The following is a 17,809-nucleotide window of genomic DNA, read 5'->3' as shown; positions in this document are numbered from 1 at the left end:
GACGTGTACAGCGGCGGCCAGAAAGACCTGAACGTCAAACTGACGGGCGTATCTGGTGGCGACGACTTCGAGAAGCTGACGCTGGGCAAAGAGACAGTGACCACCACGGTGACCGACGAGCCCAACGGGGAAGGCGACAAGGCAACTGTACTGCTGTCAGGCCCTGCGTCTGTTTTTGAAGGGAGTTTGACTGGTGAATACACCGTCACATTGAGCCATGCTGCCAAACCGGGTGACAAGGTTCTGCTGTCGTATAGCTATACCACCGCAAGCGGTGATGACATCGTCGAAACCAAAGAAGCGGTGATCGGTGTGGATGGCAAAACAGCCAAATTCACGATTGCCACCGTGAACGATGTACGTATCGAAGGGAGTGAAAACTTTGCGGTCAGCGTGAGCAAAGTACTCAATGCGGCGGGCCAGGATGTCTTCGAAGGCTTGGATACCTCGGCCGCCAAAGTCACTACCACCATTGTCGATAATGATTCTGTTGTGTCGCTGCAAGCGGTTGTGGAGGGCACGACAGGGAATGTCTTGAACGTGGCTGATGGTGTTGCTTTTACAGGTGCGACAGCCTTGGGAGGTACTGTCTCGCTGGTGAACGGCAAGTATGTTTACCAGGCGCCGGTACGGGATCATGCTGACTTGGTTGCGGACACTGACTCGTTTACCTATACCAAGGCCGACGGTTCGACGGTGACGTATACCATCAATATCCTGGATACCAACCCGATTGCGGCCAAGGATAGCGGCAGTGTAGCCGTGGGACTGAATGTCCAGACGAGCGGTTCGGCCAGTCTGCTGGCAAACGACACTGTAGTGGATAGCTCGAGTGCCAACCCAGCTAAGGTGTATTCGGTGACTGGCCTGAATGGTCAAGCTATGGTGCTTGACCATTCAGGTAGCGTAACGGTGGCGGGTAAATATGGTGATCTGACCGTGAGCGCTGATGGTAGCTACACCTATACCAGCAAGCTGGATACCGATGTGCAGGCGGTCGAAGGTGGTCCGGCGGTGAAATCTGCCTTTGCTGTATATGGCTTCCAGAATAACTCGCTGCCGCTGAATGGCACCTCACTGAATTTGACTGGCCTGACCGATAGCGCAACGGCACTCGTGGATGTTCGTACCAGCGGCAACAATGCCAAGCCCGGTATTGGTGTCTCTCAAAGTGGTGGAGGTACCAACGATATCGGTAGTGGTGAATCGCTGGTGATTGGGCTTAAGGCGCTATCCAATTTTGCTCAGATAGGTATCAACGAGCTTAATAGCGGACAGGGTAGCGCAAGTTGGAAAGCCTATGATGCGAATGGCGTGTTGGTCGGTTCCGGTATCTTGGTATCGTCTTCCAGTAATGGAGGTTTGCAATCATTCAATATCTCGACCAATACCCCCTTCCAGTATCTGGTGTTGGGTTATAGCGGTAACCAGAACGGTTATGTCGTTGATTCTATCAAGTACACGCCTGCTATTGGTGCCGTAACAGAAGAGTTTACTTATACCGTCAAGGATAACGATGGAGATGTGTCCAATTCAGCGGTGCTGACCCTGAATGGCAATGTTCCGACGACCGTAGCTCCAACCATGCTGATGGGAGTGGAGGATACGGATGTCACTATGACATGGGCGTCCTTCGGGATCTCGGATAACGCATCTACCGTCCGGATTTCCGGTAACCAGGATGGCACCGGCACGATCCGGTATTTGGATGCAAGCACCAACCAGTACAAAGAGTTGGGTAAAAACGAGACCAAAACCTTTACCAAGGCCGATATCGACAGTGGCAAGGTGAAATTTGACCCGGAAGATAACGTGTCTGGTGCCGATGTTTACGGGAATGACAAAGGCGTCGGTAACAAAGGTCACGATCTCACCAGTATCAAGTTTGATGTACTGAAGGGAAATCAGGTTATTGCCAGTGATAAAAGCGTTGTGGTGGATCTGACGCCGAAAGCTGATGCTCCGACGCTGAAGGTTGGGACATTTAGTTCCCTGGCTGCCATGGATTTTGAGAATGTGGGGGTCGGTACTGGAGGATGGAAAGATAACATTAACCCCAACTCTATTAATGGTGCCGGTGCTATTGGTCAATGGCACGCCAATGGCAGTGGACTGATTGAGGTGGGTAAAGAATCCGTCTATTTGGGCAATAAGGCAACCAGTACAACGAACCAGGTGATGGAAATCGAAAGTAGCAGGAATGTGAGCCAGCTCTACACTGACATTCAGTGTGAGTCAGGCCGTTTCTATCAGCTGAACTTTGATATCAGTGCTCGCACGACACCACAGAATATTGACATTTCCAGCTGTGGTTTGAAGGTGTTTTTGGTGCAGCTTGATGCTAATGGTCGTCAAATTCCCGAATCTCGCATTGATTTGTATGATTTTTCACCTAAGTCTGTCGGCTGGTTGAAGGGGGTGCCTGTTCCGTTGAAGGTGCCGGAGACCGGCACATATCGACTGGTATTTGAGTCCAAGGACGCCTCAGGAAATGGAGATTCTTACGGGGCTGTTCTCGACAATGTCAAGTTTCAGGCAGTCGATAACAAGGGGTATGAAGACAGCTTCATCAAGCTGGGCAAGATCGATGCTGAGTTGGTAGATAGAGATGGTTCTGAACGCTTGTCTGTCGAGATCGAAGGATTGCCGGTGGGGGCTGTGCTCAAAGATGCTGCCAACCATATTGTGATCGTGAAAGACGACACACACAAGGTGGATGTGACAGGTTGGAGTCTGTCTACCCTGCAACTGAAAGTGAATGATCCTGGTCATTACAACCTTGTTGTCAAGGCAACGGCTAAGGAAGTGACATCTAGCGGTACTGTTCTGGATAGTGCCGTTAGCAAAGTTATCTTGCCGGTTGAGGTATTGGCTGCCAATGCTACTCCGGTTATTACGGCTACATCGGTTGCAGTATCCGAAGAGGGGCTGTCTGGCGGGTTGATAGATACCACCGATTTCCGTGGTCAGGACACCAATCTGGATAGTACAAATGCCACCTCGGTTTCTGGCAAGTTGGCAATCAGTGATGCTAATGGCGATATCATCCAATCAGTTAAACTGGTTGAGCCGACAGAGCGCATCACTTCCGGTGGTTCCGACATCAAGTGGACGGTGTCGGCCGATGGCATGACGCTTACCGGCAAGGTGGGTAATAACGGCCCGACTGCCGTGACGGTCACCATCGACAAGCAGGGCAATTACAACGTCACTCTGTTCAAGTCGCTGGATCATGTCAATGCAGACAACGTGGAAGGGCGCTTGGAGATCAATGTCGGTGTAGAAGCCAGCGATGGGAAGGCAACCGGTACCGGTACGTTGACTATTCAGGTTGAGGATGATAGGCCGGTTGTGGTCACACCTCAGACGGCGCATATAGAAGGAGCCGGTATTCAGACCAATCTGATGTTGATCGTCGATGTGTCTGGCTCCATGGATGATGGCTCAGGCGTACCGGCTAAAACTAGACTCGATATCGCAAAGGAGTCCTTGCTTTCTCTATTGAATACCTACGATGGCCTTGGCACAACCAAAGTTCGTATCGTTACTTTTAGTAATGATGGCGACGATATAGGTGAGCGCTGGATGACTGTAAGTGCAGCTAAGAATTACATCTGGTCCTTGCGTGCCGATGGAGGAACCAATTATATGGGGGCTATTGAAAAAAGTATTAGTGCTTTTGCTGACCCCGGTAAGCTGGTAGGTCAAGGTGTGCAAAATATTAGCTATTTCTTGTCTGATGGAGAACCTTGGCATAATTATGGAGTGCCGGAGGAACAGTGGATTAACTTCCTAAAGGCAAATAATATAAAAAGTTATTCTTTGGGAATGGGCTCTCAAGTTAGTCAGTCTGCTCTCGACTTAGCTGCCTACGATGGTGTGGGTGAGAGGAATACTGATGCCATCGTTGTGACTGATATGAGTAAGCTGGAGCAGGTCATCAGTGGCACGGCTCAGCGCAGTGTCAGTGGTGATCTCTTTGGTCAGCCCGGTACGGGGGGCGGTGCCGATGGGGGAGTCATCCGCACGGTACGTATCGATGGTCACAACTATACCATTGAGAATGGGCGTCTTGTCAGCGGTGCCGAGCAGGGGGGGCGTTATGATGTACAGAGCCAGCAGTTACTGGTTACCTTTGGCAATGGGGACAAGTTGACCATAGGGTTGGTGACTGGTGAATACCTTTATCAGACCTCTCAACATGGAGCTCAAAGCAAGATCATTAGTTTCGATCTTGTAGATGCTGATGGAGATAAAGTAACGGGCTCCCTGAACCTAACCATAGATCCATTAGATAACGGCAGAACCTTTGCAGGCAACGATGGTGATGATCATCTGACAGTACTAAATACCAGCCAAGTACATATTGCCTTGGGTGGTGTTCATGGTGGAGCTCCTCAGACCATGACTGAACAGAATATCGATACACGCTCAGGGGTTACTCTCTACGGAGGCAAGGGCAATGATCATCTGACCGGTGGTCTTGGTGACGATATTCTGAGTGGTGGCACCAATGGCCATGGCTCTTCTGGGGCTGCGCCCGGCGGCAGTGGTAAACTATACTATGGCGACCTGCTTACTGGTGGGAATGGTGCCGATACCTTCCTTTGGCAGCAGGGAGATGGTCTTGAGCAAGGCGCTGTCGGTGGCAATACGCCTTCCCACGCCATTGACTACATAACGGATTTCCATGTGGATCATCTAGATACCACCACAGGTTATGGTGATAATGGTTGGTACAAGATAAATCAGTTCAAAGATGTCGATATAGTGAAATCAGATAAACTGGATCTGTCCGATTTGCTTGATCACGATGGAAGCAAACAGGAAGCTGATTTAACCAAGCTGCTTTCTGTGTTCGAATTCGGAACTGATGTACATATCCAGGTTCGAGCTTCTGAGGGAAGTTCAGTTGTGAGTCAGGAGATCGTACTTTTGAATACAACGTTCGAAAGCATTACTGGGGATTCGAATCAAGTTTATGATTCTTCAACCTCTAGTGCATCAGAACAGGTAATCAACTATATGTTGCAAAACCACTTGCTCGATATCGACAAGTAAGCCCAACTCGGGGCAATAAAAAAGCGGCAGAGTAATCTGCCGCTTTTTTTATCTTTGCAGGGAAGCGAAATCAGTTGCCGAGGGTGGCAAACAGGCTCTGCTCCAGGGTGCCGCGGGAGACACAGACCGGCTTGATGGACGGGGCCGGTACGCGCTCGCCTGAGGATTCAACGAAGAACAGCTCGGTGTTGCCCTTGACGTTGACGGTGGCCACGCTGCTGTTGCCGCTCTGGGTGATGATCAGGTTGATCTGCAGGTTCGGGTTGCCCAGTGCAACTTTGGAACCCATGGTACCGCAGTCCAGCCACTCCAGCCCGTCGGCTGACTGGTTGACGTTGGCAGTCATCAGGCCGGAGCCACGCTGGCTGTTTTCGATGGTGAGGCCGTGATCGGTGAACCACTTCTCGGCGCGAGCCCACACCAGATCCACCGGGATCGCCATTTCCTGAGTATTGTTGGTTGCCTTGGCAATTGGCGGGTTGTAGCGATACTCCTCACCGCCGTTATTGTCACCAGCACAACCAACCAGCAGCAGCGCCAATGCGCTCCCCATAATCTTTTTCATCTTGTTTCTCTCGTCCATATCACCAGGCCATTGGCCAACCGGCGCCTATTATCGCCGGAGCTACAATCTCTGTCAGCAACCATCCAGCGTTCGGTGTTATGGGGAGGTGATCGGGGTGCTTTACAAAATTGGTTTGCTATCATAGATTTGCTCGAAATTCCTCCATAAGCGCCCCTGTGACCAACATGCTCACCCCGGATCTGCTGCAGCAGATCATCGACCAATTGCCAATGAGTATCTTCTGTCGGGATAGTCATGGGCGTTACCTGTTCGCCAATCGTGAGTTCGCCCGTGAAGCCAAGCTGGAGTCGCCTGCCGAGGTTGTCGGCAAGACAGATGCAGAGATGCCCTGGGGCGATCTCTTTCGCAGTGAGGATGAGCAGCTGCTTGCCGGAGGCGTGCCGATGCTGTATCAGCAGCTCCATTGCAACCGGGGCGGGAATACCTGCTGGATGGAGGTGCACAAGGTGCCTCTTTACACCCCGCAGGGAGAGGCGTGCGCAGTGTTTGGCGTGGTTAACGAGATTGCCCAGCGCAAGAGCCTGGAACAGACGGTCAAAAAGCAGCAGTTGTTGCAGCGTTTTCTGCTCGATGCCATTCCTGACCTGATCCGTTTCGATGATCACAACGGGGTGTTGCTGGAGTGCAATCAGGCATTCCTCGACTTTATCGGCCAGGGGGCGGATGAGGTGCTGGGCCAGCAGCTGCCGTTCCGGTTGGCGGCGCCGCAGGGGATGGGTCATGGCGAGTGTTGTCTGCTGGATGCCAGCGGGCAGGGGCGACACATGGAGATCACCCGGGTCGATGTCCCCGATGGTGATGGTCACTCTCTCGGGATCCTGACGCTGGGGCGTGACATCACTGGTCTGCGCACCACTCAGGCGCAGTTGCAGCAGGAGCAGCACTACGACAGTCTGACCGGACTGCTCAAACTCTCCCGGTTCTTGCAGACCAGCCGCCATCTTGGGGGACGCAGTGCCACATTGGTGCTGGTCGATCTGCACCATTTTCGTGAAATCAACGATCGCTTCGGGATCCGGATTGCCGATCGCCTGCTGAGCCAGGTGGCCAAGCGGTTGCAGCAGTTGGTACCGCCGCGTTCCCTGCTCTGTCGGGTCGCTGCCGATGACTTCAGCCTGCTGCTGCCAGATTTCAACGAGCCATTGCAGGGGTGGAGCCAGCATCTGCAGCAGCAGTTGATGGAGCACTATCAGGTGGAAGATCACCGCATCCAGATCCCGGTGTTTCTGGGGCTGGCCCAGGGGCGGGCAAGCGATGCCGAACGGTTGCTCAGTCATGCCGAGGCTGCGCTGGCGCAGGGAAAACGGCAGCAGCAGTACTGCACCCTGTTTGATCCCGAGCTGCATGCCCGGCTCAAGCGGCGTCAGCTGATCGCCGCCCAGTTGCCACTCGCCATCAAGTCCGCCCAGCTGGTTGCCGTCTATCAGCCCATCATCTGTACCCGTACTCACAGACTGCACGGCGCCGAGCTGCTCTGTCGCTGGCCCCATCCCGAGCTTGGGATGATCTCCCCCGATGAGTTCATTCCGTTGGCGGAAGAGATGGGGATCATCGGTCAACTGGGTCAGTTGATGCTGGAGCAGGGGTGTGCCCAGCTGGCGCAGTGGCAAACTGCGCAGCCGGATATGGTGCTATCCATCAATCTCTCGCCGCTGCAGTTTCGTGATCCGGCACTCTGTGAGCGGGTCTCAGCCTGCATCGCTCGTCATGGTCTCAAGGCCAGTCAACTGGAGCTGGAGATCACCGAAGGGGTGTTGATGGAGAATGCCGACGAGATTGAGACCAACCTCGACAACCTGATCGCCGCCGGTTTTCAGTTGGCCATCGACGACTTTGGTACCGGTTACTGTTCGCTGGCCTATCTGCCGCGTTTGCAGGTGGCGACCCTCAAGCTGGATCGCAGCTTCACTCAGGGGCTCGCCAGTAATAGCGCGACCACCGCTATCGTGCGTTCGGTTATCGGGTTGGGCCATGAGCTTGGGATCCGGATTACGGCCGAAGGGGTAGAGACACCCGAGCAGCAGCTGTGGCTGACCGAGGCGGGGTGTGATCGGCTCCAGGGCTATCTGTTCAGTCGCCCACTGCCGCCGGCGGAGTTTGCTGCCAGCTATCTGGCGTGAGAGATCGTCAGAAACAACAAGGCCACCGCAAGGTGGCCTTGTTGTTTTACGATGGAGGCAGGATCAATCCTGGAAGTAGGTGCCCCAACCATCGTAATCCACCCCATATTTTTCCAGGATGGGCAGCATCTTGGCGATATCGGCGACGATCGCTTCGACATTCAGCTTGCACTCGATGGTGGCATCGAAGCAGAAGATGGTGGCGCCGTCATCCAGCTCCATCTCTTCGGCATCGGTCACTTCAAAACCGGCCTTGAACAGGTCAACCGCTGCTTTTTCCAGACGGTCGAAATCCTGGCAGGCGAAATGGTGCTCGATGTCGTAATCCGCATCGGGATTGCTGCCATCGGCCAGCAGTTCGTTGACGATCTCGGTGGTCTCATCACGCCACTCTTGCATATTCAGACTCATGTTGCCTCCAGGCGGTATCATTGCGGCAAAGCATACTCGCAGAGTGGATTCGGCTCAATGCGGCGGACCCACTGAACCTCGAATTTCCATCATATTGCCGCAGCCTGCAGGGCGTGCAGAGGCCAGCAAGTATGGCAAACAGGACTGAAATGGATAATAAATGGTCGCTTCGTTCGGTTGTTGAGCGAACGCGCTTTTTATCGTGCCATCATGGTTGACACTCTGCGCTGGAAAGGGTTTAATGCGCGCCGTTGCCCAGATAGCTCAGTCGGTAGAGCAGGGGATTGAAAATCCCCGTGTCGGCGGTTCGATTCCGTCTCTGGGCACCACAATTCCTCCTTAGTTCAGTCGGTAGAACGGCGGACTGTTAATCCGTATGTCACTGGTTCAAGTCCAGTAGGAGGAGCCAAATTCGAAAAGCCCGCTCAATCGAGCGGGCTTTTTCATTTCTAGTTGCTGTTGCATGCGGCCAAAAAGAGCGTCGCGCCACAGGTGGCACTGAACAGCAGCATTCCGGTCTGCAGCATGCTGCCAGGGCATGGCTTCTTCTCTCTTTTTCTGGCCCTGATCCACTTCGGTTTCATCACATTCCCTTATCCATTTTGTCGGCCTGAATGGCTGCACTCCTGTGCAGGCGAGCCATCTTTGTTGAATGGCGCCATGGCGTCAATCTCCCCCGCAAAACAATTAATTCAGCACCGTTGAAGAGCGGCTTGTCTGGTGATGTTTCGACCTTTAAGCCATTGTTAACATTTTGGAAAACCGGAGTGACCCTGTGGCTGGGCGGGGATATGATGGGGTCAATGATGTTCCCATCCTGACGGAGAGATCCCAGATGAACAGCCCCTTAAGCTATGTACTGGACGGCATTCATTGCGAGCCGCACTTTTTTACCGTTCCCCTCGATCATGATGAGCCGGATGGTGACAGCATTACCCTGTTTGCCCGTACCCTCTGCCGTAAAGACAAGCTCGATGAGAAGTTGCCCTGGCTGCTGTTTCTGCAAGGTGGGCCGGGATTCGGGGCGCCGCGCCCGACAGCCAACAGTGGTTGGCTCAAACGGGCGTTGCAGGAGTTCAGAGTGCTGCTGCTGGATCAGCGTGGCACCGGGATGTCGAGCCCCATCCACGGGCATAGTCTGGCCAAAATGACCCCAGCCGAGCAGGCGGAGTATCTCAGCCATTTTCGCGCCGACAGCATAGTGCAAGATGCCGAGTTCATCCGGCAGGAGCTTAGCCCCAAGCATCGCTGGAGCCTGCTTGGTCAGAGCTTTGGCGGTTTTTGCTGCCTGACTTATCTCTCGCTTTTCCCCGACAGTCTGCGGGAGGTCTATATCACCGGCGGCACTGCGCCGATTGGCCGCAGTGCCGAGGAGGTTTACCGCGCCACCTACCTGAGGGTGGCTGACAAGAACCGCGCCTTCTTCGCCCGCTTCCCCCATGCTCAGGGGATTGCCAACCGGCTGGCCAACCATCTGCACCAGCATGATGTGCGACTGCCCAACGGCCAGCGCCTGACGGTGGCGCAGTTCCAGCAGCAAGGGCTGGATCTCGGTGCCACGGGTGCCTTCGAGGAGCTCTATTACCTGCTGGAAGAAGCCTTTATCGGTGACAAGCTGAGCCCGGCCTTTCTCTATCAGGTGCAGAGCATGCAGCCATTCAATACCAATCCGCTGTTCGCCATCCTGCACGAGGCTATCTACGCCGAAGGGGAGGCGACTCGCTGGGCGGCGGATCGGGTCAGAGGGGAGTTCCCTGCGGTGAACTGGGTGCCTGGCAAGGATTTCGCCTTCACCGGCGAGATGGTTTACCCCTGGATGTTCGAGCAGTACCGCGAGTTGCTGCCCCTGAAAGAGGCGGCTCATCTGCTGGCCAACAAGGCGGACTGGGGGGCGCTCTATGACCCGGCCCAGCTGGCCCGCAATCAGGTGCCGGTAGCCTGCGCCGTCTATGCCGAGGATATGTATGTGGAGTTTGACTACAGTCGCGAAACTCTGCGTGGCCTTGGCAACAGTCGCGCCTGGATCACCAATGAATATGAGCACAACGGTTTGCGTGCCGATGGTGAAGCGATTCTTGATCGTCTGATCGCGTTGAATCGCGACCGTTAATGGCCGTTATCGGCAACCATCGCGGGAGCCCGGACTCCCGCGATGGTTGTTATGGATGGTTGTTATGAAAGCGTGACACCCTGAACCTTGACCCGTATCCGCCAGACGATGAGTGGATAGCAGGCTGATTAATTTCCCCCTCTTTCACTGTCTCTGTCGATCCCTCACCATATACTTGCCAAACGACTCTGTATTGAGCCGCGGTCAAACCGATTGACCAACCCGTGCTCGTTACCATTAGAAAGTCGCTCCGATGCTCTGTATCCCGCGTATCAGATATGCCATCTCTGCATGCCCCGCTATCCGGGGGAGGGGATGGTCGTGCTTTTCAATCAAGATAAGGATGTATGATGAGAAAGTCTCTGTTGGCCTGCTCCCTGTTGCTGTGCCCTGTCGTGTTTGCTGCCACCCCCCATTGGGAATATAGCGGTGAGGCGGGACCAGCCCACTGGGCCAAGCTGACCCCGGAGTTTGGTCAGTGTGCGGGCAGCAATCAGTCACCGGTTGACCTGAGCGGATTGGTCGAGGCCAAACTGGCCCCGCTGGTACTCCACTATCAGGCGGGTGGCAACACAGTGGTCAACAACGGTCACACCGTGCAGGTCGGTTATGCCCCGGGTAGCACCTTGCAACTCGATGGCACCACGTTTGAACTCAAGCAGTTCCACTTCCACGCCCCGAGTGAAAACCTCATCGAGGGCAAATCCTATCCGCTGGAAGGGCATCTGGTGCACGTCAGTGACAAGGGAGAGATCGCCGTGGTGGCGGTGATGTTCGAGGCTGGCAAGGCCAATCCGGCATTGGCGGCTGCCTGGGGTGAACTACCGGCCAAGGTGGGGGTGATCCTGGCCCTCAAGGCGCCGCTCTCTGCTGAGCAACTGCTGCCCGAGAATCGTGACTACTATCGCTTCAGCGGTTCCCTTACTACGCCTCCCTGCTCGGAAGGAGTGCGCTGGCTGGTGATGAAGCAGCCAGTCGAGGTCAGTCAGGCCCAGATCGACGCCTTCAAGGCGGTGATGCACCACCCCAACAACCGGCCGGTGCAACCGCTCAATGGGCGCGTGGTACTGCAATAACACAGCGTTGCAATAGCGCTGCAGATAGCAAAAACAACAAGAGGGCCGCGAGGCCCTCTTTTACATGGCGAGGTATCGGCGAGCGATCAGAGGCTGGCGGCGATGCGGGCGCCAAGTGCCGCGTTGTTCAGTACCAGCTGGATGTTGGCGGCGAGCGAGTTGCCGCCAGTCAGCTCGCAGACGCGTGCCAGCAGGAAGGGGGTAGATGCCTTGCCCTTGATCCCCTGCTCGTCCGCTTCATGGAGCGCCCGGGCAATGGCTGCGTCGATATCGGCTTTCGGCATGGCGTGTGCGGTCGGGATGGGGTTGGCCACCACGGCGCCGCCCGCCAGTCCCAGCTCCCACTTGAGGCGAAGCGCCTCGGCGATGGCTGCTGGACTCTCCAGTCGGTAGTCGACCTTGAAGCCGCTCTCGCGGGTGTAGAAGGCGGGCAGCTCCTCGGTTTGATAGCCGATCACCGGCACGCCCTGGGTCTCCAGATACTCCAAGGTCAGCCCGATATCGAGGATCGACTTGGCACCGGCACAGACTACGGCCACCGGCGTTTGGGCCAGCTCCTGCAGGTCGGCCGAGATATCGAAGGTCTCCTGCGCGCCGCGATGTACCCCGCCGATACCACCGGTGGCAAAGACCCGGATCCCCGCCATGGCGGCGATGATCATGGTGGAGGCGACCGTGGTGGCCCCCATCCCCTTGCGCGCCAGCACGAACGGAATGTCGCGGCGGCTGCACTTGGTCACGTCGTGGCCAGCCCGGCCCAGCGCTTCCAGCGCACCGGCATCGAGACCCACTTTGAGGCGGCCGTCGAGGATGGCGATGGTCGCCGGAATGGCGCTGTTATCGCGCACTACCTGCTCCACCTGACGGGCCGTCTCCACGTTCTGCGGATAGGGCATGCCATGGGAGATGATGGTGGATTCGAGGGCAACGACCGGTTTGCCAGCAGCCAGCGCGGCAGCCACTTCCGGTTGGATATCGAGGTAAGCGTTCAGCATGAGTACTCCTCCAGTATGCGGTCAACGGCGGTCTTGCTCAGACCGGAAAAAACGGTATCGGAACAATTGACGGTGAGGGCGGCGCAGCCCAGGGCAAAGCGGGTGGTTTGGGCAATGTCGAGCTGTTGCAGCCAGGCGTGGGCGAGGCCAGCCATAAAGGCATCCCCGCCGCCGGTGACGTTGAGTACCGGACTGCCCAGCACCGGCAGGTGGCCCTGCTGCTCGCCATCGCTGTAGAAGATCCCCTGTTCACCCAGACTGAGGAACAGCCGCTTGACCCCGGCGCGGTGGAACCAGGCGGCCACCATGGGCCAGGTTTCGGGCCCGGCGATGGTCATTCCGCACAGCTGCTCGGCTTCACTGCGATTGGGTTTGAGGGTGTGGATCTTGCCGAGCCAGGGGCGGATCTTCTCCACCTTGGCCACCGAAACGGTATCGACAAAGATGGCGTGCTCACCTTGCCGCTCGAACAGCCAGTCGAGGGTGTGAATGGCCAGATTGGTGTCGAGCACCCAAAGCCGGGCACCGCCGAGAAAGCCTGCGAGGGGGGTCAGGCGGGCAGGGGTGAGCTGCTCTATGATGGCCATGTCATTGATGGCGCAGCTCATTTCGCCGCTGCCATCATGCAGGCTGAGATAACAGGAGGTTGCGTGGCCATCGAGCACCAGAGTCTGGCGCACATCGACGCCAGCCCGCTGGCTCACTTCCAATAGATGGTGACCATACTGGTCGTTGCCGACCGCTGTCAGCAGCCGGGTGTCGCTGCCGAGCCGCGCCAGATTCTCGGCGATATTGCGGCCGACACCACCGGCCGAGGTGCGCACCTTGCCCGGGTTGGAGTCGCCGAGCAGCAGGTTGTCGTGGCTGGTGCCGCAAATATCCATATTGGCACCGCCGATCACCACTACGTAGGGACCCTCTCGCAGTACATAGCCTCTGCCTTGCACATACCCCTGCCGGATCAGGCTTGAGATGTGGCTGGCCAGCGCAGAGCGGCTGATGCCGAGGCGATCGGCCAGCTCCTGCTGGGCAATCATGGGGTCCTGACGCAGCAGGGCGAGGATCTCTTGTTCACGCTCAGTCATAGACAAACATCCATTTACAAACGTTTGTCCATTATTGCTGGGAAACGTTTGCTGGCTATCTGCTTGTACAAAATTTGTCGGCTTGCGCACAAAAAATCGACATTCAAAGCTGGGTTGGCAAGCGGTTTAGCCGGGGAGGGGACTTTTAACGGGTCGGTGGCCCTGCAACGGCTTATAATGGCCGCCGCAAGATGAGGAGAGATGATGGAAAAGAGTGCATTCTGCTGCGTGGGGCTGGTCAATCCCAAGTCTCCGGAAAATGTCGGCTCAGTGATGCGGGCTGCGGGCTGCTACGGGGTGGATGAGGTCTACTACACCGGCAACCGCTTCGAGCTGGCGCGCCGCTTTGCCACTGATACCAAGCAGATGGTGGAGAAGATCCCGCTGCTCGGGGTGGATGATCTGATGGCGTTTATCCCGCAGGGATGTGTGCCCGTGGTGGTCGATTTGATCGACGGCGCTACGCCGCTCCCCGACTATGTCCATCCGGAACGGGCTTTTTATATCTTCGGGCCGGAGGATGGCACGCTCGATCCCGCCCTCTATGGCGCGGTGAAAGATGTGGTCTATGTGCCGACTCAGGGCTGCATGAATCTGGCCGCCTCGGTCAATGTGATCCTCTATGACCGCTTGGCGAAGGGGTTCCGGCAACCCTGAGTTGTGGTGTGGCAACGGTGACTCAAACCACAATGGAGACGGTGTTGCTTATGGGCAGGTTGCTGGCGGTGGCCGCTGTTGACGGGGCTGCGGCATCCTTCTCTTTCCCCTATGGTGGGATCAGTTTTCGCCGACCTTGACCGCCTGCTCCTCGAGAAAGTCGCGATAGTAGTCATAGAGGTGATAATGGCGATATATCTCGGCCAGCGTGCCGCGACGGATCAGATTCACCATCTCCTGATCCCACAGCTGCAGTAGCCGGTCGCCCTGCTCGGTATCGGCAAAAATGGGGTAAGTCGGGATCCAGCGCAAAATGGTGCGGTACATATTGGCCGGGGTCTCATCGGCTGCATGGAGCACGCCAGCGGTCAGGTAATAGCGATAGCGCCCCTTGCCAATCAGCTGCAGGGCCATCTCATGGTTGTCGATCTCGTGCCACCGCATGGTGACCGGAAGATATTTATCCAGCACCCATCCTCGCCGCCAGAGCACGGTCTCTCCCTCCAGACTGCGCTCTCCCCGCCATTGTGGCTGCCACTGCTTGAGCATGAAGACGGTCACATCATCTGCGGAGGCTGGCTGGTGGGGCTGTTTGACTCCCTTGAGCTCGTCCCGATAGACACTCATCGCCATATCCCCCTCTTGCTTGGCTACCATGGCAACGGCGCGTTTGTAAGGCACGATATGGGGCACGATCTGATAGCCGTGGGGTTGGTAGATGGTTCGCACCAGATCGAGATAGATACCGCGGCCATCCGGTTGGCAGAAACCGGGCCAGCCATCGCAATAGACGTGAATATCAGCTGTGCGAGCGTGGGTGATCGCACACAGAGAGCAAAGCAGCAAACAACCGATGCGCAGCATGGTCAGCAATATCCTCGCAGGGGTGAGGAGAGCATTTATCACCTGATTTATACCATGCATTGATCGCGGCGGGCGGAGAAAACATCCCGCATCTCCATTTTGCGACAGGGTCGAGGGTTATTTACGGTCGGATCGTTATGATCGAGTAAAGATTCAATAGCACCCCAATCAGTAGAGGAGACTGCATTATGCCATCGATCAAGACTCTGCTCTGTCCAGTCGATTTTTCCCAAATGTCTCGCGCGGTACTCGACTATGCCGTTTTCATGGCGCAGAGCCATCAGGCCCAGCTCAAGCTGATCCACGTGGTTGATCAACTGCACGGTTTTGACAGTTACAAGATCCTTCATATGACGGCCATCGAGATCACCCACGAGATGGAGCGTCAGGCCAGAACCCAGCTCAAAGAGCTGGTTGCCACCCTGCCGATCCCGGCCACCTTTGATATTCGCTTTGGCCGTGCCGCCGATGAAATTGTCATTCAGGCCAAGGAGGATGAGGTTGAGCTGATCGTGATGGGCAGCCACGGTCGCTCCGGTATCAGCCATCTGCTGGTAGGCAGTGTCGCCGAGTCTGTGGTGCGTCATGCACCCTGTCCGGTACTGGTGGTGCGCCAATAACGCGCCACGTTTAGTGTGAAAAGCGTAACAAACAAGGCCAGCGATTGCTGGCCTTGCGTTTTTTGGTGTTGTGCCCGCTAGCCGTGGGCGTAGATGACACTCCCCCCCTTGATGGTATCTATGATGGCTCTGGCCTGCTCCTTGGGCAGGGCGGGGCAACCCCAGCTGCGGCCCAGCTTGTCATATTTGCGCAGATGAGTCGGGCTGGCATAGGCGGCGCCATGTACCACGATGGCACGCTTGCGGGCATTGCTGTTCTTGCCGGGGCTGAGCCCGTCCAGCCGCAGGGAGTAGCCATGCTTGCCCAGATAGGTTTCTGCGGTGCGATAGACGCCGAGGGAACTTTGGCGGGAGTTGAGCTGGTTGGAAAAGCGTTTTGCGGCCAGTTCACCTGAGTTCCGGCCATGACTGACCCAGGTGTGATAGAGCAGCTTGTGGCGTTTCATATCGATGACAAACAGCCTGCGCTGGGTGGATGGCTTGCTGTAATCGATGATGGTGAGAATGGGTTTGCGTTTGTGGCGCACGGTTTGATAACTGTTGAGGGCCTGACGAAAGGTCTGTTTATCCAGCTTGCCTGCCAGACCCAGTTGACGATAGAGGCTCTGATCCCAGCTGGCATCTGCCGTACTGCTCCAGATGAGCGATATCAACAGCAGTGGCAACAGCAGCCATCCGCGTTGCCAGTCTATGTTCCCGCGCGCTTGTCTCATCCGTGAATATCTCCTTGTCACTCCCTGTTAACGACGCGGATATTGCCATCAATCCGCTCGATAGTTATATGCAAGGTGCTGAAAAGGCGCAATAAAAAAACCGGCCGCAGAGCGGCCGGAAGTAATTCAAACAGTAGACATTGGTATCACAGGGTATAACTGACTTCCAATTACTTAGAAGTTGTACTGCAGAGCCACACCGACTACGTCGTCAGTGTTCTGGCCCAGCTTGCTGGTAGAGTCAGCAACGGAATCCAGCAGGTTGACCTTGTAGTCAACGTAGGCGTTGAAGTTGTCGGTGAAGTTGTACCAGGCACCGATAGATACGTACTCGGTGTAGGTGTCATCGATACCGTGAGCGGTATCTTTCACGTCAGTGCGCAGGTAGGCCAGAGAAGGCTTGAACTTGCCGATGGTGTACTGGGCTACAGCTTCGTAACCGTCGTGCTTCTCGGCGTAGCCGTTGAAGCCATTCCCGATATACAGGTGGTTCTCGCCGTGCGCATAGGTGGCAGCCAGGTAGAGGTCACCTACAGCGTACTTGGCACCAAAGCCCATCAGCTTGGCATCCTTGTCGCCACCGAAGGCAGCGAATTGAGCTTGTTCATCGGTCTTGCCAGCCTGGTTGTAGGCAGCTGACAGGCCCAGACCCATATCGAAGTCATAGGAGGCAGCTACAGCAAAACCTTCTTTGGAACCTTTCTTGTTCCAAGTTGTGCCATTGGTGTTGAAGTTGGAGCGATCGGCATTCTGCGGATCATTGTTGCCGGTGAACTGGGCACCCAGGGTCAGGCCATTGTAGGTGTACAGGTACTGGGCCAGACCGTTGGTACGGCCGGTACCGAATACTTCGGTGCCTTTACCCAGGCCGTCACCGCCCCACTCGGGCAGTACGTCGGTGTAGTCGTTCACGATGCGGAACAGACCATCCTGACGACCGTAGCTGAATGCGCCGAAACGATCGTGCTTGATGCCGGCATAGGCATAACGCAGCTCGTCGTTGTCAGAACCGGAAGTCGGCACGTTGTACTCGGCAAAGCCGAACGCCTTCATTTCGGGGGCGATCTTGGTTTCACCGCGCATGTTTACACGGAAATAGCTCTGGTCTCCTTCGGAGCCTTTGTCGTCAGTGCCGTAGTACATGCCCTGAGCACGGCCACCGATCTCCAGCTTGGTATCGTTCTGGTTGTAAACGGTAGCAGCATGGGCGCCGCTCGCCAGCAGCAGGCTGGAGATGGCAATAGTCAGTGCAGACTTCTTCATATGCGTTATTCCTCTGATGTAAACACTTCCGAACTTGTTGTCGGTTCTGTGAAATCGGAAATAGTCCGATAGCCACACGGTAGGCGCCCCAACCTTGACTGGGGCTGAATCCATCGTTGTTTAATTGAGGTGGCGAGGTCGTTATCAAGACTGGATGTGACGGTTTTTGACAAGATAAAAAGAGATTAAATTCAATGAATTATTTTCTAGTGACTTTTTTGACATCAAGACTGTTCTGAGCAACAAGG

The 17,809-nt window shown here is 55.7% G+C and carries 13 protein-coding genes and 2 tRNA genes; 8 read left to right on the top strand and 7 right to left on the bottom strand.

Going from position 1 to position 17,809, the window contains the following annotated elements:
* Positions 1-96 precede the first annotated feature (96 nt).
* On the top strand, positions 97-5,061 hold the full coding sequence (locus AB5Y82_RS03925) for a VWA domain-containing protein (protein WP_368173685.1): 4,965 nt from the start codon (positions 97-99) through the stop codon (positions 5,059-5,061).
* A 70-nt stretch (positions 5,062-5,131) separates the two neighbouring features.
* Here AB5Y82_RS03925 and AB5Y82_RS03920 read toward each other — a convergent pair whose 3' ends face one another.
* Positions 5,132-5,626: a hypothetical protein gene (locus tag AB5Y82_RS03920; protein ID WP_005335330.1), complete on the bottom strand. Its 495-nt coding sequence runs from the start codon at positions 5,624-5,626 to the stop codon at positions 5,132-5,134.
* A 185-nt stretch (positions 5,627-5,811) separates the two neighbouring features.
* On the opposite strand from AB5Y82_RS03920, the gene AB5Y82_RS03915 reads away from it, so the two are divergent.
* Complete coding sequence (locus tag AB5Y82_RS03915) at positions 5,812-7,767, top strand: EAL domain-containing protein (protein WP_162517607.1); 1,956 nt, start codon at positions 5,812-5,814, stop codon at positions 7,765-7,767.
* Positions 7,768-7,830: 63 nt separating this feature from the next.
* Here AB5Y82_RS03915 and rraB read toward each other — a convergent pair whose 3' ends face one another.
* Positions 7,831-8,166: a ribonuclease E inhibitor RraB gene (gene rraB, locus AB5Y82_RS03910; RefSeq protein WP_026034893.1), complete on the bottom strand. Its 336-nt coding sequence runs from the start codon at positions 8,164-8,166 to the stop codon at positions 7,831-7,833.
* Between the two features lie 265 nt (positions 8,167-8,431).
* Here rraB and AB5Y82_RS03905 point away from each other — a divergent pair.
* The 4 genes from AB5Y82_RS03905 to AB5Y82_RS03890 all read left to right on the top strand — a co-directional run bounded on the left by AB5Y82_RS03905 (position 8,432) and on the right by AB5Y82_RS03890 (position 11,364).
* A tRNA-Phe gene (locus AB5Y82_RS03905) sits at positions 8,432-8,507 on the top strand.
* A 4-nt stretch (positions 8,508-8,511) separates the two neighbouring features.
* Positions 8,512-8,587 (top strand) — tRNA-Asn (locus AB5Y82_RS03900).
* Positions 8,588-9,013: 426 nt separating this feature from the next.
* The gene (locus tag AB5Y82_RS03895; RefSeq protein ID WP_159144283.1) at positions 9,014-10,288 is read left to right on the top strand and encodes an alpha/beta fold hydrolase; all 1,275 of its coding nucleotides are present in this window, start codon (positions 9,014-9,016) and stop codon (positions 10,286-10,288) included.
* A 350-nt stretch (positions 10,289-10,638) separates the two neighbouring features.
* Entirely contained in the window at positions 10,639-11,364 is a 726-nt protein-coding gene (locus AB5Y82_RS03890) for a carbonic anhydrase (protein ID WP_159144619.1), read from the top strand.
* 86 nt (positions 11,365-11,450) lie between these two features.
* Here AB5Y82_RS03890 and AB5Y82_RS03885 read toward each other — a convergent pair whose 3' ends face one another.
* The gene (locus AB5Y82_RS03885; protein ID WP_159144282.1) at positions 11,451-12,359 is read right to left on the bottom strand and encodes a pseudouridine-5'-phosphate glycosidase; all 909 of its coding nucleotides are present in this window, start codon (positions 12,357-12,359) and stop codon (positions 11,451-11,453) included.
* Complete coding sequence (locus AB5Y82_RS03880) at positions 12,353-13,444, bottom strand: PfkB family carbohydrate kinase (RefSeq protein WP_021230795.1); 1,092 nt, start codon at positions 13,442-13,444, stop codon at positions 12,353-12,355. Before AB5Y82_RS03880 ends, AB5Y82_RS03885 begins: the two co-directional genes overlap by 7 nt.
* 204 nt (positions 13,445-13,648) lie before the next feature.
* Between AB5Y82_RS03880 and AB5Y82_RS03875 the strand changes: the two genes are divergently transcribed.
* Positions 13,649-14,101 (top strand): RNA methyltransferase, encoded by a 453-nt coding sequence (locus tag AB5Y82_RS03875; RefSeq protein ID WP_005335311.1) that lies wholly within the window; start codon positions 13,649-13,651, stop codon positions 14,099-14,101.
* A 120-nt stretch (positions 14,102-14,221) separates the two neighbouring features.
* On the opposite strand, the gene AB5Y82_RS03870 is transcribed toward AB5Y82_RS03875, so the two are convergent.
* On the bottom strand, positions 14,222-14,965 hold the full coding sequence (locus tag AB5Y82_RS03870) for an ABC transporter substrate-binding protein (RefSeq protein ID WP_159144281.1): 744 nt from the start codon (positions 14,963-14,965) through the stop codon (positions 14,222-14,224).
* 188 nt (positions 14,966-15,153) lie between these two features.
* On the opposite strand from AB5Y82_RS03870, the gene AB5Y82_RS03865 reads away from it, so the two are divergent.
* The gene (locus tag AB5Y82_RS03865; protein ID WP_005335309.1) at positions 15,154-15,585 is read left to right on the top strand and encodes a universal stress protein; all 432 of its coding nucleotides are present in this window, start codon (positions 15,154-15,156) and stop codon (positions 15,583-15,585) included.
* A gap of 77 nt (positions 15,586-15,662) precedes the next feature.
* Here AB5Y82_RS03865 and AB5Y82_RS03860 read toward each other — a convergent pair whose 3' ends face one another.
* Positions 15,663-16,298: a murein L,D-transpeptidase catalytic domain family protein gene (locus AB5Y82_RS03860; RefSeq protein WP_088868584.1), complete on the bottom strand. Its 636-nt coding sequence runs from the start codon at positions 16,296-16,298 to the stop codon at positions 15,663-15,665.
* Positions 16,299-16,472: 174 nt separating this feature from the next.
* Entirely contained in the window at positions 16,473-17,561 is a 1,089-nt protein-coding gene (locus AB5Y82_RS03855; RefSeq protein ID WP_368173684.1) for a porin, read from the bottom strand.
* Positions 17,562-17,809: the final 248 nt, after the last annotated feature.

Source organism: Aeromonas sp. s13, from assembly GCF_040907905.1.
In the GTDB taxonomy this organism is placed as follows: domain Bacteria; phylum Pseudomonadota; class Gammaproteobacteria; order Enterobacterales; family Aeromonadaceae; genus Aeromonas; species Aeromonas veronii.
This window is presented reverse-complemented; position numbering and strand designations above follow the sequence as displayed.